The 21,895-nt window shown below is 43.4% G+C and carries 15 protein-coding genes; 12 read left to right on the top strand and 3 right to left on the bottom strand.

Annotated elements, in window-relative coordinates:
- Positions 1–112 precede the first annotated feature (112 nt).
- From AB3N04_RS12795 to AB3N04_RS12820, 6 genes are all read left to right on the top strand, one after another.
- Positions 113–3,181, top strand: coding sequence for an efflux RND transporter permease subunit (locus AB3N04_RS12795; RefSeq protein WP_368503134.1), 3,069 nt, complete (start codon positions 113–115; stop codon positions 3,179–3,181).
- A 739-nt stretch (positions 3,182–3,920) separates the two neighbouring features.
- On the top strand, positions 3,921–5,306 hold the full coding sequence (locus AB3N04_RS12800; RefSeq protein ID WP_368503135.1) for a S8 family serine peptidase: 1,386 nt from the start codon (positions 3,921–3,923) through the stop codon (positions 5,304–5,306).
- Positions 5,307–5,423: 117 nt separating this feature from the next.
- Positions 5,424–5,618 (top strand): PLDc N-terminal domain-containing protein, encoded by a 195-nt coding sequence (locus AB3N04_RS12805; RefSeq protein WP_368503136.1) that lies wholly within the window; start codon positions 5,424–5,426, stop codon positions 5,616–5,618.
- Between the two features lie 152 nt (positions 5,619–5,770).
- Positions 5,771–6,997 (top strand): lysozyme inhibitor LprI family protein, encoded by a 1,227-nt coding sequence (locus AB3N04_RS12810; protein ID WP_368503137.1) that lies wholly within the window; start codon positions 5,771–5,773, stop codon positions 6,995–6,997.
- A 402-nt stretch (positions 6,998–7,399) separates the two neighbouring features.
- On the top strand, positions 7,400–9,319 hold the full coding sequence (locus AB3N04_RS12815; protein WP_368503138.1) for an endonuclease MutS2: 1,920 nt from the start codon (positions 7,400–7,402) through the stop codon (positions 9,317–9,319).
- Between the two features lie 70 nt (positions 9,320–9,389).
- On the top strand, positions 9,390–10,328 hold the full coding sequence (locus AB3N04_RS12820) for an agmatinase family protein (RefSeq protein ID WP_368503139.1): 939 nt from the start codon (positions 9,390–9,392) through the stop codon (positions 10,326–10,328).
- Between the two features lie 38 nt (positions 10,329–10,366).
- Here the strand turns inward: AB3N04_RS12820 and AB3N04_RS12825 are convergent, their stop codons facing one another.
- Positions 10,367–11,758, bottom strand: coding sequence for a sigma-54 interaction domain-containing protein (locus AB3N04_RS12825; protein WP_368506044.1), 1,392 nt, complete (start codon positions 11,756–11,758; stop codon positions 10,367–10,369).
- Positions 11,759–11,995: 237 nt separating this feature from the next.
- Here AB3N04_RS12825 and AB3N04_RS12830 point away from each other — a divergent pair, with 237 nt between their 5' ends.
- The 3 genes from AB3N04_RS12830 to AB3N04_RS12840 all read left to right on the top strand — a co-directional run bounded on the left by AB3N04_RS12830 (position 11,996) and on the right by AB3N04_RS12840 (position 16,270).
- On the top strand, positions 11,996–13,324 hold the full coding sequence (locus tag AB3N04_RS12830) for an aspartate aminotransferase family protein (RefSeq protein WP_368503140.1): 1,329 nt from the start codon (positions 11,996–11,998) through the stop codon (positions 13,322–13,324).
- A gap of 12 nt (positions 13,325–13,336) precedes the next feature.
- Complete coding sequence (locus tag AB3N04_RS12835) at positions 13,337–14,758, top strand: aldehyde dehydrogenase family protein (protein ID WP_368503141.1); 1,422 nt, start codon at positions 13,337–13,339, stop codon at positions 14,756–14,758.
- Positions 14,759–14,866: 108 nt separating this feature from the next.
- The gene (locus tag AB3N04_RS12840) at positions 14,867–16,270 is read left to right on the top strand and encodes an APC family permease (protein WP_368503142.1); all 1,404 of its coding nucleotides are present in this window, start codon (positions 14,867–14,869) and stop codon (positions 16,268–16,270) included.
- Between the two features lie 445 nt (positions 16,271–16,715).
- On the opposite strand, the gene AB3N04_RS12845 is transcribed toward AB3N04_RS12840, so the two are convergent.
- Positions 16,716–17,411, bottom strand: a complete 696-nt coding sequence (locus AB3N04_RS12845) for a diphthine--ammonia ligase (protein ID WP_368503143.1) — start codon at positions 17,409–17,411, stop codon at positions 16,716–16,718.
- Positions 17,412–17,776: 365 nt separating this feature from the next.
- Between AB3N04_RS12845 and AB3N04_RS12850 the strand changes: the two genes are divergently transcribed.
- Entirely contained in the window at positions 17,777–19,045 is a 1,269-nt protein-coding gene (locus AB3N04_RS12850) for a peptidoglycan-binding protein (RefSeq protein WP_368503144.1), read from the top strand.
- A gap of 151 nt (positions 19,046–19,196) precedes the next feature.
- Here AB3N04_RS12850 and AB3N04_RS12855 read toward each other — a convergent pair whose 3' ends face one another.
- Positions 19,197–20,135, bottom strand: coding sequence for an LCP family protein (locus tag AB3N04_RS12855; RefSeq protein ID WP_368503145.1), 939 nt, complete (start codon positions 20,133–20,135; stop codon positions 19,197–19,199).
- A gap of 237 nt (positions 20,136–20,372) precedes the next feature.
- Here AB3N04_RS12855 and AB3N04_RS12860 point away from each other — a divergent pair, with 237 nt between their 5' ends.
- Both AB3N04_RS12860 and AB3N04_RS12865 read left to right on the top strand, forming a co-directional pair.
- Positions 20,373–21,077 (top strand): YveK family protein, encoded by a 705-nt coding sequence (locus AB3N04_RS12860; protein ID WP_368503146.1) that lies wholly within the window; start codon positions 20,373–20,375, stop codon positions 21,075–21,077.
- Positions 21,078–21,089: 12 nt separating this feature from the next.
- Positions 21,090–21,785 (top strand): CpsD/CapB family tyrosine-protein kinase, encoded by a 696-nt coding sequence (locus AB3N04_RS12865; RefSeq protein ID WP_368503147.1) that lies wholly within the window; start codon positions 21,090–21,092, stop codon positions 21,783–21,785.
- Positions 21,786–21,895: the final 110 nt, after the last annotated feature.

The following is a 21,895-nucleotide window of genomic DNA, read 5'->3' on the forward strand; positions in this document are numbered from 1 at the left end:
TTTCAATTGTACTTTTAAATCCCACCGTATATAATCAGCTGTATAATAGTTGTATAATACATGTCCAAAATAAGATGAATCAATCAACCGTGTTCGGAGAGGGGAACAGCCAATGATATCCTGGCTTATTCGCAAACGCAAAATTACTATTCTATTCTTTATTATGTTCACTCTCGTTGGGGTACTGAGCTTCCTGCAACTCCCACAACGTGAAATCCCAGAAATTGATCCACCGATTGCCCAAGTAACAACGGTGTACCCAGGTGCATCCAGTGAGCAAGTTGAGCAAAATGTCACCGATTTACTTGAAGAAGGCCTCTCGCAAATGCCAGAAATAGCCTCCCTTACGTCGGTTTCAAGCCCAGGCTTATCATTTATGACAGTTGAGCTTGAAGAAGGATTGGATACCGATCAAATCTGGAATGAAGTACGCCAACGCGTCAATGATGCCCAGGCCGAGTTCCCAGATGATGCGAATGCTCCGATCTTTAATAACGAGCTTTCAACCCAAGGTCTCGCAACATACCAGCTCACATTTGATAATCCAGACCTCGTTCCGGAAGTCGATGCACTTCTAGACCGCTGGAATACGCGCTTAAATGAGCTTCCAGATATCGTCTCGATGCAAACGCAAGGAACGCTTGAAAAAGAAATCCTCATTGAAGTTGATCCAGAAGAATTAGCCGATGCTGGCATTTCCACAGACCAACTGATTGGCGTCTTAAATGGAGAGATCAGTGCAGTCCCACCAGGTGAGTGGAAGACCGATGCCTACAATTACCGCGTCGAGCTCGAGACATTCACCAACCTATCTGACCTTGAGACCCTTCCAGTAGGTGTTGACGGTGAAGGTGAAATGATCCAATTTGGCGACGTTGCTTCGATTAATGAAACATTCAAGCCAGTGACCGAGAAAGTAGCATTTGAAGGAGAAGAAGCAATTTCACTAACGTTCTCTCTCAAGCAAGGCGCGAGTGTCACAAGCGCTCAAAACGAACTAAATGACTTCGTTGATCGAATCGAAGCTGAGCTGCCAGAGGGCGTAGAAATGACGCTGCTCTACACCCAAGCGGACCTCGTCAATGAACTATTCCGTGACCTCGCGATTTCTTTTGCCATCGCAGTTGTGTCCGTACTCATTGTCTGCTCACTCGGACTAAATGTCTCAACCGCACTCAGTGTCGCACTTGCAATCCCAGTATCACTTAGCCTAGGTGCGATCGTGCTGCCCTTTATCGGAGTCGACTTGAACCAAATTTCCCTGATCGCCTTTATAATTGCTTTGGGAATATTGGTCGATGACGGCATAGTGGTCAATGAAAACATCGAACGCCGCTTACAAATGGGTGAAACACCAATCAACGCTGCCATCAATGGAACGAAGGAAGTCGCCGTATCAGTCTTAACATCTACACTGACGGTCGTCTTCACCTTCCTACCATTAATGCTGCTGCCAGGAGCTGCCGGAGGATTCATCCGCCCACTCCCAGCCGTCTTAATTGCAACGATGATCGCATCAACATTTGTCGCCTTATTCTTAATTCCGATTTACAGATCAATTAAGGAAAAAACGGCTTCGCCTACTAGAAGAAGCGAGAGAAAGCCAGCCGGATTTTTAGGTGGAACGTTTGATAAGGCAGCAGGCTTCTATGGAAAGCGGATGATGAGAGGCGTTACAAAACGCCCACTCCTCGTTGTGGTAACAGGCTTCTTGCTTGGTACAGCAGCGTATGCGCTGATTCCATTTATACCACTAGAGTTCTTCCCAGACACGGACCGTGAAGAAGTGTTCGTTGAGGTGACTCTTCCTGAAGGAACCGCACTCGGTGCAACAGAAGAACAAGCAGAAGAGTTAGAAGCATGGCTTTATGATGTTGACCATGTTCGCTCTGTTTCCACCTACGTTGGAACAGACATCCCGCGCCTATTCGGAGCAGGGGGAGGCGGAGCTTCAGGTGAAAATGCCGCCAATTTCCTCGTCTTCATTGACCGCGAGCAATACTCAACACGTGAGACAATGAACGAATGGAATGAAACATTACCAGAGCAATTCCCTGATTTAAACATCAACGTCTCGATGATCGAATCAGGCCCACCAGTTGGTGCCCCGATCGCGATTGAGATCAGTGGAGAAGACTTTGAAACATTGCGCGAAATGTCAGCCGAAGTCAAAGACATCCTCGCTGAAACCGATGGTGTCGCAAACGTCGATGATGACGTCGGCGAAAATGTCGAAACGATTCAAGTCACACCAGATCGTGACGCCCTTGAAGAGAATGGCCTCTCAAGTGACGATATCGCCACAGCACTACGCCTAGTCGGCGAAGGCTTGCCACTTGGCCAGCTGCAGCAGCCTGGGGAATTAATTGATATGCGAATGGTGTTTGGTACAGATTCGTTATCTGTTGACGTATTAGAAGACATTACAGTGGAAGGAATGACGGGTGAGAGCATCGCACTTGCCGATGTCGTCACAACCGAAGAAGTCACATCTGACCCGCGTATTCCACATGCGAATACCGTTCCAACAATCACGGTGCGTGCGTATCCAAACGAACGCTCAAGTGATGAGATCTTAGCAGATGCCCGTGCAGACCTCGATGCAGTCACTGCAAACGACGCTGCATACAACCTTTCCATCGGCGGGGAAACATCAGCTAGAACCGATGTCTTTATTGATATCGGGAAAATCTTCATCGTCGTTGTCTTCTTAATTTTGATTGTCATTGCGATCCAGTTCTACTCACTGACGCTGCCAATCTTAATTTTAAGCACCGTTTATCTAGCAATCGCCGGTGCACTCATTGGGCTATTTATCACCCAGACGGGACTAGGCTTCATGTCGATGATGGGAGCCGTCAGTTTGGCTGGTATTGTCGTTCGTAACGGAATTGTTCTGATTGAGTTTATTGAGCAACGAAGAAAAGAAGGAGTCGACCCACGCGAAGCTGTTATGCTAGCAGCCGAGCAACGCTTCCGCCCCATCGTGTTGACCTCGCTCACCTCGATTGCCGGCTTACTCCCTGTTGCACTCGGCAACAGCACCTTGTTTAAGCCGCTAGGTATTGCGATCGTCTCCGGACTGATCTTCTCAACGCTCCTGACACTATTCATTGTGCCTGCACTATACCTGTTGCAGTCCAATGTCAGACAGCGCATCCGTTCCAGAAGAGCATCATAATGAAAACCGCGCCTTTTGGGCGCGTTTTTTTTGTGTGGTGCGGAGCTTGGAGCTGTGGTTTCGCTCATATATGGGGTGCCCGGATGCGGCTCGCACATATAATGCGGATAGCGCACATAAGTAGCGGAAAGTCGCACATATATGAGGATTTGCGCTCATATGTGGTTTGAGCTCGCACACAAGCCTGAGAATTTCGCACAATACCCAGTCTGAGAGCGTAGGTTCGTTGGTTTCGCTCATATATGGGGTGCCAGAGTGCGGCTCGCACATATAATGCGGCTCGCGCACATAAGTAGCGTGAAGTCGCACATATCTGGAGAATAGCGCTCATATCAGGCTTGAGCTCGCACATAAGGCCGAGAATTTCGCACATACCGAATCGGAGAGCGGAGAAATAAGTGGTTTCGCACATATATGGCCTATCAGCACGGTGCTCGCAAATATATTCAATATACCGCACATAACTAGCTCGACATCGCTCATATCCCAAAAATTCCGCTCATACCCGCAACCACCTCGCTCATAAACCCGATCAAATCGCACATATCAGCCCACCTACCATCGACCTGCCTAAACAAAAACGTCCCAATCCCAACTCAGTCTCTTCATGTAACTTTAGTGTGAGCAATTGATAGTTATTTACTAATAGATAGTACAAATGTCGAATAGTGGAAATTGTATCCTTGTGTCAAGATAATAGTGTGACAATTCTAACTATTAAAAAAGAAGGAGTGTCGTAATGAAAAAATATCTTGTTTTCATGCTCATGATTATTCTTATTCTCCAAGCTTTCACTTTCAACAACACGTCAGCCGAGGCCACGTCTGCGGTAGTCGATGAAAAGGTATGGTCGGCGCTAGAGAGCAAATCGACCGCACAAATTATTGTGACGTTTGACGGGGAGGACAAGCCTACCACGCAGAATATCTCCCTATTAGAGAACCTCAATATCACGACGGCGGTTACCCTCAATCAATTGCCAATCGTCGGTGCTCTTGCCACGAAAGCTCAAGTGGAACAATTAGCGCAAGATGAAGAGGTAAAGTCGATTTATTTAAACGAACGACTCACGTACTTTAATGCCGATGCCAATGAAATAACAGGAGTGAATCAAGTTCGTGCCGATGAAGGGTTCGCTGAGCAAAATGGTGGTCTCCCTGTTACCGGAAAAGGGGTCGGTGTTGTTGTGAACGATAGTGGCGTCGATGGTACGCACGGGGATCATACCTTTAAAAAGAACCTCGTTCAAAATGTGTTAGGTACCTCTTATTTATCTAGTACAGGCATCATCCCGATCTCCTACATCGAAAACGTGATCAACACAGATACCAACTCAGGTCACGGTACCCATGTAGCTGGAACAGTTGGTGGAACGGGTACGATGTCTGGTGGGAAGTATGCAGGTGCTGCGCCAGAAGCTGATCTGATTGGCTATGGATCGGGTGCTGTATTGCTCGTTTTAGATGGAATTGGTGGCTTTGATTATGCCATTGAGCACCAGGATGAGTACAACATCCAAGTGATCACAAACTCTTGGGGCTCATCGGGAGAATTTGATCCGCATCATCCGATCAACGTAGCTAGTAAAAAAGCGCATGATGCTGGGATTACCGTTTTATTTGCTGCCGGAAATGAAGGACCATCTGAGGATACGCATAATCCATATGCAAAAGCACCGTGGGTCATTTCAGTAGGAGCTGGTGAGAAAGACGGCAGCTTGGCTGATTTCTCTTCAAGAGGAACGAAAGATGTTGGTGGAACATTTGAAATAGACGGGGAGCAGTGGGAGTGGAAGGATGAGCCTACCGTCGTCGCGCCGGGTGTAGATATCATCTCCACACGAGTACTCTCGCCACTCTCAGTCATTTCCGCTCCAAAGGATCTTCAATTGATTGAACCAACGTATCTTCCGTTCTACACAACGATGAGCGGAACGTCGATGGCAACACCTCATGTGGCGGGGATTGTGGCCTTACTTCTTGATGCGAATCCAGCACTCACACCAAGTGAAGTAAAAGACATACTACAAGAAACAGCTACAGATATGCCTGGTTATGAATCATGGGAAGTTGGCGCAGGTTATGTCAATGCCTATGATGCGGTCGAGGCAGTCTTCAATCAATAAGAATAATCGTAGATGCTGACCCTGTGATGATGGGGTCAGCATTTTTTATTTTTCAATAGGTGAAACGATTCTCTCTTTTTTACGTAAACTACTACTGTAGAAGAGGAGGAATCAATCATGGACTTACTCATATTACCTATCGTCTTTTTATTAATCTTTGGTGGGTTTATTTTAAATGTCATCACAAGTATCTGGTGTTACCGTGACTCAATACGCAAGGGGAATAGTAAGGAATACAGCCTGCTGATCCTGGTGGCGACACTCTTTTTCCCGGTTGTTGGCTTTATTGTATATTTGTTTATTCGGAAATAATCAAACACAAAAAACCATCTTAAGTCTGTGCTCAAGATGGTTTTTTGTGTTTTTTTAAAACTTTATATCCAGTCTTTAAGAATTATAATAGTAAATATACCTATTAATTGGTATAATTTTCTTATTAAATGTACATTAAAGGGAGAAAAGGTATGAAACTTAAGTCTTTATTTATTATTATTATTTTATTGTTATTTGCATGTTCCAATGAGCAATCCTCAAGTGAAGTTGAAGAATTAGAAGAAGAGGGCACTAGTGATACAGAACTAATGAAAGAAGAAACGAGAGAAAAAGAGTTGAAGCAAGAAGTGGTCACGAAATTAGAGAAGAAGGACGTTCAAAAAATTCTTCAATCGAATTTGGATCGAATTTTCAACGTGTTTGATACATATGGGAATAAATATGGCTGGGGGATCGATCAACCAGCAGATTTTGACATAATGAGGCCAAGTTTGCTTTCTTGTGGAACAGAAGATTTTGCTGATTATTATTTGAGTGGGATATCAGAAGACTATTATTGTCAATGTGATCTAAGTTTCAAGCCTTTACTGAGCTACGATGTGAAGTTTAAATACGAACAACCTAATAGTGATGAGTTGATCATTACAGCGATAGAGCCAGCTACTGAATTGAGTAATATGGGAGTTGAGTGGGAGTTCTATTTGGTAAATGTAGAAGGGGCTTGGCTGTTGGATAGTTGGCAAGGTGTCTCTCTTGAGGGCTATGATCTGCAATTGACAAAAGAAGAGGCAGAACTGCTATTGAAAAAAGGAAACGAAACGCCAAGGTTTATGGAGACGTTTGAAGATTTACGAGGGTTTGGTAAGTTCTATATCTTTGTACTGAATAGTCCAACCGATAAAAGAATCGTAGCGATTAGTGCGATGGATACCCATTTAATCCATGATCCTGAGAGTGAAACAATGCCTGTTGAAGAGATCGAAGAAGAACCAAATGAGACCGAAACACCTCAGGTCGAGCAAAAAGAAGAAGAGAAAAATGAAGTAGAGAGTTCTGAGCAAGATGTAACAAGTGCTAAGGAAGAGTACATTCAAAAGCTCGCACACCTAGATGCAAATGATATAGATGTTGTTTATGAGACGGACGGACAAGCTATGGAAGACCATGGATACAATCTTACCTTATGGGATGATATTTTAAATGAGATCTATGGTGTGTTAAAAACACAGTTATCCGAAGCTGAAATGGACGCACTAAGAGATGAACAACGACAATGGATTAAAGATCGCGATGCTGCAGCTCAAGCAAGATATGATGAAGAAGGCGGCGGAACTTTATCAAGGATCGTTCATATAGAAGAACTAGCGGATTATACGAAAACTCGTTGCTACGAGCTCGTGCATAACTATATGAGATAGTTTCTAACTAAAAGGAATCTATCCGGAATTGACATTTCACAAGTGAGGGGCTACGATAATAATGAAAACAAATGGCCCTTCACAATAAAGGAGAATTTTGATGAGTGTGTGTGTTCTTAACTAATCTGTAACTGGATAACGTCTTGAAATGGTCAAAAAATCAGCTGAGTGCTGGTTTATTTGGGATGCCGTTTGAAGACGTGGTTAAGAACAAGCACCTAGCGGAATTATAGGGAAACCTACAAGCTGTGGCCCTCGTCATAGCTTGTGTTGCGGGGGAGGACTGTGATCATCAGTCTGCCTGCAAAAGTTCACTTTTAGTGAAGGGTCCTCATTTGCCGTCTTAAGCGTATGCTTGAGGCGGCTTTTTTTGTTTTCAAAAAATAGTAGGAGGCATCACATATGAATCATCAAACAATGGACCAACTCGATTACCATCGTATTCTAGATCGAGTAGCAGATAAAGCCATCACAGAACGGGCGAAGACTAAGATTCGAAGCAGTCAGCCCTTAGTAAATAAAAAAGTCATTGAACATCAATTAGAGGAAGTACGTGAAGCAGTTCGCATTCTAGAGATCTCCTCAAGTGTGCCGATTCATTCGCTCGATGAGATGGGTGGGTACTTGGATCAAGCAAATAAAGGACTTTTCTTGCGCCCGGATCAATTGACGATTGTCCTATCCTTTTTAGATCATTGTCGCAAATTGAAACGCTTCATGCGGGATAAAGAATACGTAGCACCGATCATCTCGACGTATGCCTGGTCGATTGAGGATTTAGAGGAGCTTGAAAAGGAAATCTCACGCTGCTTAAAGCATGGACAAATTGACGATTATGCAACACCAGAGCTTGCCAGTGTTCGTAAGCAATTGAAGCAGGCAAAAAAAGATCTGAGGGCGAAAGCGGAGAGGCTTGCTGGAAATAAAAAGTATCAGTCCTATTTACAAGAAAAAATGATGATTGAGAAGAATGGCCATTACACGCTGCCGATTAAACGAGAATATCGCAGTAAAGTAAGCGGGGCTGTGATTGACACCTCGGCATCAGGGGCGACTCTTTTCATTGAGCCAAGTGAGCTTGGAACAATCCAAGAACAGGTAAACACCCTGCAGATCGCGGAAGACCATGAACAACAGCAAGTATTGTACACCTTAACCGGAATGATTTTAGAAAAAGCACAAGAAATTCAGATTGCGATTGAGGCCATGCACCAATATGATGTCCTGTTTGCAAAGGCCAAATATGGAGTTGAAATAGGGGGGACGATCCCATCTGTAAACGAGGATTATCTGATTGATTTGCGTGAAGCTAAACACCCGATGCTAGGAAGAGAAGCTGTTCCGCTCACGCTCCGGCTTGGAGGAGAGGACCGCGCATTAGTGATCACGGGACCGAATACAGGAGGGAAAACCGTTACGCTCAAAACGGTTGGACTGCTTTCGATGATGGCGGCTACTGGGTTAATGATTCCAGCAGAAGAAGGCAGCTCTCTCCATTTATTTCACAAGATCTATGTCGATATGGGGGATGGTCAGAGCATTGAGGAGAACTTGAGTACATTTAGTTCGAGGTTGAAAAACATCATCCAGATCCTAGAGGATACCAATGATCATACATTGGTGTTACTAGATGAGCTAGGATCTGGAACCGATCCAAATGAGGGGATGAACCTCGCTCAAGTGATCATGGAGCATCTCTATCAAAAAGGGGCGACCTTACTTGCGACTACACACTACAGTGAGTTGAAACGTTTGGCCGATGAACGAGAGGGGTTTATCAATGGGTCAATGGAATTTGATCTTGAGACGTTGAAGCCAACCTATAAGCTGCTGCTTGGTGAAACCGGTAAGAGCCAAGCCTTCGAGATCGCCCTCAAATTAGGGATGCATCCGGAGCTAGTTCAACGTGCATACACATCGACCTATAACAAACCACTCAAGCACAATATTGATACGAGTGAAAAAGGATATGTGAAGCAGTTGACGATTAATAAGCATGCTAGGAAAAAATCTCTCCAAAAGAGCAGCAATGAAGAAGCTGTAAAGACCTTTGCCAAAGGGGATAATGTCCGCATAACGGCTACAGATGAATTAGGCATCATCTATAAAGGGCCTGATGAAAAAGGAAATTATAGCGTTCAAATAAAAGGAGAGAAGAAGTCGATCAATCATAAAAGACTTGAACTTCATGTATCAGCAAGCGAACTCTATCCAGAGGATTATGATTTCGACATTGTCTTCAAAACGAAAGAATACCGCAAGAAAAAGCATCAAATGAACAGGAAGCATGTAGAGGGTTTAACGATTGAGGAAGAAGAGTAAGCTTCATGATTACTCCTCGCCAAAATAGGGTATATAAAGAGGGTGACTATTGAAGCGAGGAGTGGGTTGGATGAGTGAGAATATTTATGGAAATACGCCGCCTTTCTTAGGGGCAATTAATGGAACAACCGAATCAACGGAGGATTCAGATGTCCTAATTTATGGTGTACCTTGGGAAGGAGCTGTGACATGGGGAGATTACACTGGTTGCGAGCTTGGACCGAAAGTGATGCGCCTTTGTTCAGGTCGTTACAGTGGCTACTTGCCGGAGCTTGATCATATTGATGTGTTTGAACATTTAAAGCTCGCTGATATGGGCGATGTTGATGTTGTTCCAGCCGATGTGGTGGAGACGATGAACCGAATTGAGTCCTTTGCAGGGAAGATGTGGGAATCAGGTAAATTTCCACTCGCCCTTGGTGGGGACCACGGGATTACCTATCCGATAGTGAAAGCATTAACCGAACGCACAGAAGGAAAGGTCGGCATTCTTCATCTTGATGCCCATTATGATAATATGCCGCATCAAGACGGTGATAAATACGCACGCTCCACTCCATTTGCGAGAATGTATGAGCTGGATGGTGTTCGAAATGAGAGTCTGATTCATGCCGGAATTCACGGCCCGCGTAACAAGCCAGAGACTGGCAAGTTTGCCCGTGATGCTGGTGCGAAAACGGTGACGATCAATGACATCCGTGAAGCGAAAGACATCCGTAAGCTAGCAGCTGATCTCTACGATCAAGCGAGTGAAGGCGTCGATGTTGTTTATCTTTCTGTTTGTAGTGACGTCCTCGACTTTGCCTTTAATCCAGGTGGACCTGTAGATGGAAATGGCTTAACATCATATGAGCTTCTGACCTTAATTTATGAATTCACAAAGCGTGGGATTGTCGGTATGGACTTTGTCGAAGTCTACCCACAACAAGATCCAAACAATGTCTCCAGTCACTTTGCGTCAATGATTGCGTTGTATGCATTAGCTGGTGTCGTGGAGAATCGTAAATAAAGTAAAAAGCCTTCTTCTCGTCAACGAGAAGAAGGCTTTTATGTCGTTTTCAAGCCAAGTCGATCTTTGTATTTCTTCATTTTATACATCACAGATGGTTGGCTGATCCCTAACTGTTCCGCCATTTCATACGTCGTTTTGCATTGCTGGTACGCTCTAGCGATCATCTCGATCTCGACTTCTTCTACTGTTTCCTTCAACGTTTTCTTTCCTTCTGTATTCGCATCAAAGCTTATTGGATATTCTACCGCTTCTGTTCTAGTTTTCTGTAGCTCGATCGGCAGGTGTTCAGGTCGAATTTCCGGGTCCTCAATCGTTAAGATGAGGCGTTCCAGTAAATTTTCCATCTCGCGCACATTCCCAGGCCACTCATAATGAACCAATAAATCATACGTTGTCGCGTGGAGCTTTTTCTCTACGTTGTATTTGTCGTTGATCAATTGTAAGTAATGCTGCAGGAGGATTGGGATATCGTCCGGTCTCTCCACTAAAGGCGGGATGCGAATAGGAATCACATTCAAGCGATAATACAGATCGAAGCGAAATGTCCCCGCGTCTACCATCTTCTTTAAAGGCTGATTCGTGGCCGTAATGAGCCTGAAATTAACGTGACGCTCTTCCTTTCCCCCAACCCTCATCATCTTTTTCTCCTGCAGCACCTTCAGTAATTTCACTTGAATTGACAGCGGCAATTCGCCAATCTCATCTAAAAATAACGTCCCTTGATCAGCTTGTTCAATCAATCCTTGCTTTCCGGATTTATGTGCCCCTGTAAAGGACCCTGGTTCATAGCCGAACATTTCCGATTCAAATAACGTCTCAGGAATCGTACTACAGTTCACTTCGATAAACGGCTCTTTATGCCGTTCACTTTGATCGTGAATATAGCGAGCAAGGGTGCTTTTACCGACTCCGGATTCTCCTAAAAATAAGATGCTGGCATCCGTCTTGGCGACTCGTTGAATCGTGGTAAAAATATGCTGCATTGTCGCACTGCGAAATAAAATCGGATGGTGATTCGCTTCTTTTTCACGGAGCTCTTCCACCTCCGTTTGATACCCGGCCATTTTCGATTGCAGTTGTTCGTACTGTTTTTGCAGATTCACAATTTCCGTTTGATCCTGACTATAACTGACGACTCTCACTAAACGCTCTTCTTTATTGAAAATAGGAAACCCCGTCGACATGACGACTTTTCCGGAAGTGGTGTATTGGAGAATTTGAACCTCTTTTTTCTCCTTTAAGACCAGAGCATTAATCGAAGGGGAAAGAACGCCGCTTTCTTCTAACTCATAAACAGACTTACCAATATACGCATCAGCCTCGAGTCCATACATTGTCCAATGAGTAGGGTTGGAGTAAACGATGATGCCATGCTCGTCTGTGATCGTGATGTTGTTATTGGATGTTTCAATAATTTTAGCTAGCATTAATTCCAATTCTTCTCCCACTCGAAGTCCCCCTTTCTCAAATAAAACGCTTTCTTCTATTGATTTAATTATTGATTAAATTGAGTGAATAATCAATAATTAAATCAAAAACAACAAGATTTGATTTAAAAGTTGATCAAAACAGTCGGCAGTCCTTGATAAACCTACACGGAAAAATTGGCATAAGTCTTGCACTATAAACTAGCAAACAATCATTTCGAAGAGGGAGCGATCAAGATGAATCGTGAAATCCAAGAGTTAATGGAATTAGATAAAAAGCACTTTCTTCATCCCACGTCACCGGTTCAACAACAACAGCAGGATGGGCCCGGTTTTATTTTTACAAAAGGAGAAGGGGTCTTTCTAGAAGATATCCAAGGCAGAAGAGTTATTGATGGTATGTCTTCTTTATGGAACGTCAATATTGGTCATGGTCGCGAGGAAATGGGCGAGGTGGCAAAGGAACAAATGTCGACATTGGCTTTTAGCTCTTGTTTTGCGACCTATAGCAATGAGCCGGCGATTCGCTTGGCGGCCAAACTAGCAGAAGTGGCACCTGGTCATTTATCAGCAACGTTTTTCACATCAGGCGGTTCGGAATCAAACGATACCGCCTATAAACTCGCGAGACATTATTGGATTTTAAAAGGCCAACCTGATAAGAAGAAGATTGTGACGAGAACGAAGTCGTATCATGGCGTGGCGATGGGGGCGACAAGTGCAACCGGATTGAAGCCGTTCCGCGACTTTACGAATTCGCTTGCTCCAGACTTTCATTACGTCGATCATTTCTCACCTGATGCTTTACGTGAATTCATTGAAACAGAAGGCGCTGAAAGCATTGCGGCATTTGTAGCAGAACCAGTTCAAGGAGCGGGTGGGGTGCACATCGCACCGGAGACGTATTTCAAAGAAGTCCGAGCGATTTGTGATCAATATGACATTTTATTTATTACAGATGAAGTCATCACAGGATTTGGACGGACTGGAACGTATTTTGGGATTGAACATTACGGTGTTGTACCAGATATGATGTGCTTTGCTAAAGGTGTCACGAGTGGCTATGCGCAGCTTGGTGGCGTAATGATTTCCGATCAGGTACATCAAGCATTCAAAGACCATTCAACAGGGACTCTCTTACACGGCTATACGTACAGTGGCCACGCAACCGCTTGTCGTGTTGCCTTGAAAAACCTTGAAATCATCGAACGAGAACAGTTAATCGACAACGCAAAAGAGATGGGTGAGGAATTGCTCGCTGGTTTCAAAGAGCTACAAAGCAAATCCAACCTCATCGGCGAAGTGCGTGCGCTCGGTTTAATGGGAGCGGTTGAAATCGTCAAAGATCAACAAACGAATGAGCGGTTTTCAACGCCTTTAGCGCCACTTGTTGTAACAGAAGCCGCAAAACGTGGACTCGTTCTTCGATCAGTCGTCTTTGATGGGCAGGACACGCTCGTTTTTGCTCCGCCATTAACGATCAATAAAGAAGAGATCGAGCAAATGATGACAATTCTTTCTGAAACACTATCAACGATCGCAGCTACTAAAAACATCAAAGCATAAGGAGATGAAGGCATGAAGAAAGATCTATTCATTAATGGCAAGAAGGTGGAAGCAAAAAACTACACGCCTCTTTTCGCCCCTTACAGCAGAGAAGAGATTGCGCAAATTGCTTCAGCAGATGAAAGTGAAGTCGACCTTGCGCTAGAAGCTGCATACGAGGCAAGAGAGACGATGGCAAAGATGCCAAGCTATAAGCGCGCGCTGATCTTAGAAAAGGTCGCTTCATTGCTACAGGAAAGAGCTGATGAAGCCGCAAAAATCATAGCTCTAGAAGCGGCAAAACCGATTACAATCGCTAAGGGTGAAGTGGATCGTACGGTGCAAACGTATAAATTCGCTGCAGAAGAAGCGAAACGCATTCACGGGGAAACAATTCCCCTTGATGCGGCACCTGGTGGAGAGGGCAGAGTCGCTTATACCGTCTCTGAACCGATCGGTGTCATTGGAGCGATTACGCCATTCAACTTCCCGATGAATCTAGTGGCACATAAAGTAGGACCGGCAATTGCAGCAGGTAATACCGTTGTTTTGAAGCCGGCGAACCAAACCCCATTATCCGCCTTTTTTATCGCTGAGTTATTTTACGAGGCAGGCTTACCCGCTGGAGCTCTTAATGTCGTAACAGGCAGTGGCTCTGTCATTGGTGAAAAGGTTGTGAAAGACGACCGAGTCAGCAAGATTTCGTTTACGGGGAGCCCGGCAGTCGGGATCGGTATTCGCAATAAAGCTGGCTTGAAACGTGTCACACTAGAGCTTGGATCAAATGCGGCTGTTATTATTGATAAAGGGGTCGATCTTGATAAGATCATTTCAAGATGTGTGACGGGTGCCTTTTCATTTCAGGGTCAAGTGTGTATCTCGTTGCAACGAATCTTCGTCGTAGAGGAAGTCTATGAGGCTTTTGTAGAGAAATTTGTAGAGAAAACAAAGCAATTAAGAATCGGTAGTCCACTAGAAGAGACGACAGATGTTTCGGCGCTCATAAGCCCGAAAGATGTCGACCGCACACTAAGCTGGATTAAAGAGGCAGAAGCGCACGGTGCCAAAATAGCGGTAGGTGGCACAGCGGAAGGTAATGTGTTAATCCCAACGGTCCTACTAGATGTCGACCTAGCTCAAAAAGTATCATGCCAAGAAGTGTTCGCACCGATCGTCCTCATTAACAAAGTGGAAAATGTCGACAAGGCGATCGAAGCGGTCAATGATTCTGATTATGGCTTGCAGGCTGGGATTTACACAGAGAATATTCATACAGCCTTAGATGCTGCAGAAAACCTTCATGTAGGTGGCGTATTAATCAATGATATTCCAACCTTCCGCGTTGACCATATGCCTTACGGTGGGGTCAAAGAAAGTGGAGTAGGTCGCGAAGGAATCAAGTATGCAATCGAAGAAATGACGGAGAAGAAGCTGGTTATTTTTAATCGTAATTAACGGGGATACAAAAACGAGAACCCCCTCGGCTAAATAGAGAGACACTAATCATCAGTAGAGATAGAGAGAACATGGAGAGAAAATGAAAAGTAGAAAGGTCGTGTTTCTTTGCAAAATCAAAAACCAGAACTAAAAAAAGTATTATCTCGTCTTGATGTGTTTGTTCTTTCTGTTGGTGCGATGCTTGGTTGGGGGTGGGTCGTCTTATCTGAAGCTTGGCTCACTTCTGCCGGCTCATTAGGAACAGTGTTGGCGTTTATTATTGGTGGCCTGTTAGTTACATTTGTGGGTCTTACATATGCTGAGCTTGCCTCGGCTATGCCGAAAGTCGGCGGGGAACATGTCTATGTTCATCGGGCGATGGGACATAAAGCAGCGTTTATCGCTTCATGGGCGATCACATTAGGGTATGTATCGGTCGTCGCCTTCGAAGCCGTTGCCTTGCCAACTGTCATCGAATACCTGTTTCCTAATTACCAAGTAGGGTACATGTGGACGATTGCCGGCTGGGATGTCTACGCCTCATGGGTGCTAGTTGGAGTAGGTGGTTCGGTCTTTGTGATGGCGATTAACTACTTTGGCTTAAAGCCAGCAGCAAAAATTCAAGTTATCTTAACGGCTAGTGTGATTTTAATGGGCTTAATGCTCATATTCGGCTCGGCCTTTAATGGAGAGAGCGTGAACTTTGAACCTCTTTTCATCAATGGTGCGACTGGCATTATGGCTGTTTTAATTATGGTTCCCTTTCTCTTCATCGGCTTTGACGTCATTCCGCAAACAGCAGAGGAAGCCAATGTTCCACCTCGAGATATCGGAAAATTATTAATCTTTTCAGTTGTGTGCGCGATTGTATTCTACATACTCATCGCAATCGGTGTAGCTTCAGCTCTAGATGGTGCTGCCTTGTCGACCACTCAGCTAGCCACAGCAGACGCGATGACGGCTCTTTTTGGCTCAGCCATCTTTGGAAAATTGTTGATTGTCGGTGGTGTCGCTGGAATCCTTACGAGCTGGAATGCCTTTATCATTGGAGGAAGTCGAGTGATCTTTGCAATGGCACAATCGGACATGCTTCCAAAATGGTTCGGTAAACTGCATCCAAAATACAAGACGCCTTCTAATGCGATTTTATTTATTGGGGCATTAGCGATTGTTAGTCCGTTGCTCGGTCGACCGGCACTCGTTTGGTTTGTAAACAGTGGAGGCCCAGCGATCGTTATTGCTTACTTAATGGTGGCGATTGCCTTCATTCTTCTTCGAAAAAGAGAACCGGAAATGGAGCGTCCGTACAAGTCTGGTAAAACGCCAATTGTTGGCTGGATTGCGACGATTTTCAGCATCGGCTTCCTGATTATTTATTTACCAGGTATGCCGGCAGCTCTAATCGGACCTGAATGGGCAATCTTCGGTGGATGGTTCCTCATCGGATTCTACTATTTTGTGCAAATGAGCAGAGGAAAGTATAAGAAAAGTGTCAATGAGGAGAAGGACAATAAGAGAATGTCAATATAAGTTGAGGGTGCTTAGTTTACTAAACTAAGCACCCTCTTTCTAGCTGGCCCACAAACATTCTCCAAGTGGCAATAACACAAGCTCAAACGGCTCTGATAACTCGAATGCAGCCCCTGCATCGAGTCCAAATCAAAGCATAAATAGCTCTGTTCTAAGAGAAGGATCTGCAGCTTCAAGATAACCTATGTTCACAAAAAAATAACACTGGTATAATAGTTATGGTAATATAATACTAGTAAAATCTATTAAAGGCTCATGCTTTTTAGTAAGGAGGTGCTTATCATATTAAAATGTTTAAGAGTTAGACATTTAGAAAAGATGGTGATTGTAACCATATTCCTCGTCGCTCCAATTTGTATTCTGCTTTCATACTTAGGGAGATTCCCTATCTTAGTGTACACATTAATTGTGATGGGAATCATTATTAATTTTATAGGGATTGTTGCTACTCCCGCTGATCTAGCTCCAAAGGCAAAAAAGCATATTCTCCGTGCTTAATAATCTCACCTTTACGAACTGGAATAGGATGTTTAAAAATGGGCCCGTCTATTACTGTGGTATGGAACTCCCCACCTTCTCCGCATGGATCAATACCACGAGCTTCAAGCTCCTTCACGTATTCATGGGTTAACGTTCGCCCTAAATCATCCTCTCGCATGCCCAATGATAAATTGACAGTTACAATAATCGTTACAAATCCTAGATTAATGAACTCTTCGACCGCTTCACGGTGATTCATTTCCCATAAAGGCATCCCAAGCTTTAATCCAGCCTTATTCGTAACCTTTTCATGCCAACAGCAATGAGCAGGCATATCTAAGTCGCCAGTTACTAACACTTCTGCCCCTTTATTTTTAGCTTGTTCTAAGAGTTGTATAAATACTTTTTCATAATCTGTCCAACCTGCAGCGGCAGTATATATTGGTAACCCTATTGATTTACCTTGAGCATGTATGAGTTCTGGAGGCATCCCGTGGGATCTAGAACGTTTTCCTTCTTCCTCTAGCATGACGATCAGTCCAACCGCTTCTCCAACCTTAGCTGCTTTATATAGAGCTAAGACACTATCTTTTCCTCCGCTAAAAGAAGCTATAAATTTATGCCCAAAAGCACTTTTTTTCCAATCGACTAATTCTGCCATCCCTATCTTCCCCTTTATTTCTCATGACTTTTTGACAAATCCTGTTATTAACCAATTTCATATTTTAAATGAGGTTTTATCGCTTGTTTGTTTGATCTTATCATTAATAATTAAACGGAACAGCCTCTTTCTATCCTACGGAATATGGAATTATTTAGGTGGAAAAAGGCAGATAAGCACGCTAATATTACATTTGTGTAACAATAGAGAGAATCATAGAGGAATTTGATAGAATATAGTAGAAAAGAAACCGATAGTTAAAGTAGAGATAAAATCAAGCGTTAATTATATCCAATAATATGTTTCGATAGTCTGATAAAAGGGTAATTGAAATGATTGATAAACCATAGGGGGAATTCGAAGGTATGAGAAAAGTAGTAGTGTCATCAACAATCGCAGCAGGATTCTTTCTAGCTGGCCCACAAATTGCCGATGCAGCATTAGGAGATCAAACACTTCGTCTTGGAATGACGCATAGTGATGTAACAGAGTTGCAGAACGCACTGAAAGAAAAAGGATTTTTTACATACGAGCGAGCAACAGGGTATTACGGAACGGTCACAGAACAAGCGGTTCGTGATTTCCAAAGAGCGAACAATTTAACAGTAGACGGCATTGCAGGTCGTCAAACGTTTGCTGCGCTAAAAGGCAACAGTGGACAAGCTGCACCAAGCACACCAGCTCCATCTGCTCCGCCCGCGTCATCAGCGATTCTTCGCCGTGGGGCTAACAACAGCCAAGTGGGGAACCTGCAGCAAGCGCTAAAGGATAAAGGCTACTACAGCCATTCTGTTACGAATATTTACGGTGCGATTACAGAAGAAGCAGTCCGCAAGTTCCAAGCAGCGAACAACTTAAAAGTGGACGGTATCGCCGGTCCGCAAACATTCGCCGCATTAGGAACAAGTGGCAATAACACAAGCTCAAGCGGCTCTAACAGTTCTAATAACTCGAATGCAGCCCCTGCACCGAGCCCAGAACAAAGCACAAACAGCTCACTTCTAAGAGAAGGGTCTAAAGGAAACAGCGTGACGCAGCTTCAAGATAACCTACGTTCACTCGGTTTCTTCAACGGAAACTCAACAGGGAACTTTGCGAGCGTAACGGCACAAGCAGTCCGTACGTTCCAAGTCGCTCACAATTTAACAGCGGATGGGGTAGCTGGACCCAGAACACTTAGCAAAATTGATGAAGTGTTAAAGAACCCATCACTTAGCACGCCACCAACTCAAAATACAGGCAATAACAACACAAATGTAAGTGGAAACACAGGGGCATTTGTAACGAACATTATGGCGAATGCTTCAAAATACATAGGAACACCGTATTTATGGGGTGGCACAACAGCTAGAGGGTTCGACTGTAGTGGCTTTATCCAAACGGTATTCAGAGAGCAAGGCGTCTCTGTACCTCGTACAGCTGCACAGCAATGGAATGCTGGAAGAACAGTCTCGCAACCTAGCGTTGGAGATCTTGTCTTCTTTGAAACGTATCAACCAGGCCCATCTCATAACGGGATCTATATTGGGAACAATCAATTCATCCATGCTGGGTCTTCAACAGGTGTAACCATCACAAGCATGAGCAACAGCTACTGGGCACCGCGTTACTTAGGTGCAAAGCGCCTTCACTAAAATGATACATAAAGGCTTGTTTACTAGGAAACTAGTGGACAAGCTTTTTTAGGTTGGAGTGAGAAAGGGCCTATTAATCTTGTACCACCTCCCACCTATTATTAAACTCAAAAAAAGAACCTTGCCTCCTGGCAAGGTTCCTCTCAATCTATTATTCCGCCGAAGCCGTAGCCTCACCGTCTAACTCCAAATGCTCACGCAACTCATTCGAAGCCGCTAAACGATCCTCGTCTGAGATAATAACATAACTCAATCCATCAATACGCTGGCTCGGTCCAGTAAGTGCTAACTGCTCGATAGAATGGCGCGCTTCCTTATAGTTGGATTGCACACTCCACATATCATTTAACGATAGGTCTGTACGGACTGATTTTCCAACAGCGTCTAACATATCACCTGCTCTTGTAATGGAAGAAATTTGAGCAGCTTCTTGAATGACTGCTTCCACAATTTCACGCTGACGGTCATTACGACCGAAGTCACCACGAGAATCAGCTTTTCTCATTCGTGAGTAAGCAAGTGCTTGATCACCGTCTAAGACATTCTCACCTTCGTTAAATTGATAACCACTTTGAGAGAAAGCAAAGTCATTGTTTACCGTTACGCCACCTAAAGCATCAACAATCGAAGTAAAACCTTCCATATTCACACTAACATAATGATCAATCGGTACATCTAAGAAATTCTCTACGGTATCCACCGTCATCTTAATTCCGCCCCATGCGTAAGCGTGGTTAATTTTCTCGGTCGTGCCGCGTCCGATTAATTCAGTACGTGTATCTCGAGGAATGCTCAGCATCTTAATCGATTCTTCACGAGGGTTCACTGTTAAAACAATAATTGTATCAGAGCGCCCTGAATGCGCTTCTCCAGTAGAATCGACACCGGCAATCAGAATCGACAGTGGGTCTTGATTGTCTACGTTCACTTTTTCTGTTCGTTTATCTGACTTGTCTGAATCTCGTTCTAAAGGCTCATGAATTTCGTTGGCTGTACTCGTGACGGAGAAGTATAGATATGCTCCGTAACCAACCACAGAAAGAAATAAAATCCCTAAAATAATACCGATAATTTTTAACGATTTCTTCATTAATATACGCTCGCTTTCTATTGAAAAATAACATCTATTGGTAAATGACTTAAGGTCATTATAATCTCCTATCTAGTAATAGGCAATTAGAACTTTTAAATTGGTAGAAACTTTTAATATGAGTAAACTAATTGTAAAAATTCCGTTAGTTTTCGAAAAAAACCGTAAATCTTTGACAAATTGTGATATAATCTCTTATGTTGCATTTTAACTGATTTTAGGGGGTTTCTACGAAGAATGGAAGAAACAATAAGTTTAAAAGATATTTATAATACCTTGCGCAGACGCTTAATGCTTCTTATATTAGTACCGGTTATTGCCGTTGTTCTCGCAGGTCTTGTTAGTTATTTAGTCCTGACTCCAATTTACCAAAGCTCGACTCAAATTCTAGTGAACCAAACACAGCAAGATCAATCGTTTTCTCAAAATGATATTCGAACGAATGTTGAACTAATCAATACCTATACTGTTATTATCAAAAGTCCAACCATCCTTGATAAGGTCATTGCAGAAGCGAACCTTACTGAGAGCTTTAGTGATTTAAATAATAAAATATCTGTATCAAGTGAAAATAACTCGCAAGTGATGAATATTCGAGTAGAACATGAACGTCCGGAAGTAGCAGCTCAGATTGCTAACACGATTGCGACTGTGTTCCAACGGGAAATTGTTGAAATTATGAGCGTTGATAATGTTAGTATTCTATCCTCAGCTCAAGTATCGGATAGTCCGTCACCAATCAAACCAAATCCTACATTAAATATGGCGATTGCGTTTGTAGTAGGGTTAATGACGGCTGTAGGGATTGCTTTCTTATTAGAATTCTTAGATACAACGATTAAGAGTGAAGAAGATATTGAATCGCTATTAGAATTACCGATCCTTGGTGCGATTCCTGATATGAATAAAGAAATTAAACGTGATTTGAAGAAATCAAGCTAAGGAGTGACAACTGTGGCACGACCAAATAAGCAAGTGAAAGAAAACAACAAACGAGGCTTGATTACACATACGAACAGAAAGTCTCCTGTTTCAGAACAATATCGAACGATCCGTACAAATATTGAGTTTGCTGCTGTTGATGAACCGATCCGAACGATTGTGGTGACCTCTACAAGCCCGGGTGAAGGAAAGTCTACTACATCTGCTAATCTAGCAGTCGTGATGGCGCAAAACGGCAACCGTGTCCTTTTCATTGATGCCGATATGAGAAAGCCAACTGCTCATTACACATTCGGTGTGCTGAACACGAAAGGCTTAACGAATGTTTTAACTCGTCAAGTGTCACTAGAAGAAGCGGTCAGTCAAACGAAGATTGAAAATTTAGAGATCTTAACTTGTGGACCGATTCCTCCGAATCCTGCTGAGCTATTAAACTCAAAAGGAATGGAGCTATTGCTTGAAAAAACAAAAGAACACTACGAAGTGATTATTATTGATACACCTCCAGTGATGGCTGTAACGGATTCACAATTACTAGCGAATAAATGTGATGGCACGGTTCTTGTTGTATGTAGCGGAAAGACAGATCGTCAAATGGCACTTAAAGCTAAAGATCTATTATCCCAAGCAAAAGCGAAACTATTAGGTGTTGTTCTAAATAAGAAAGAAGTAAAGCCAGGAGATAATTATTTCTATTATTACGAATAGATCAATAGGGAAAAACTACTTTTTCTTTCAAATAAACTATGCTACTATTAGACAAGTATTTACAATAAAAAGCAGCATTTACTAATAAGTAACAAATGTTGTTTTTTATT

Origin of the sequence: Alkalihalophilus sp. As8PL, assembly GCF_040939795.1 — a bacterium.
Lineage (GTDB): Bacteria > Bacillota > Bacilli > Bacillales > Bacillaceae_D > Alkalihalophilus > Alkalihalophilus lindianensis.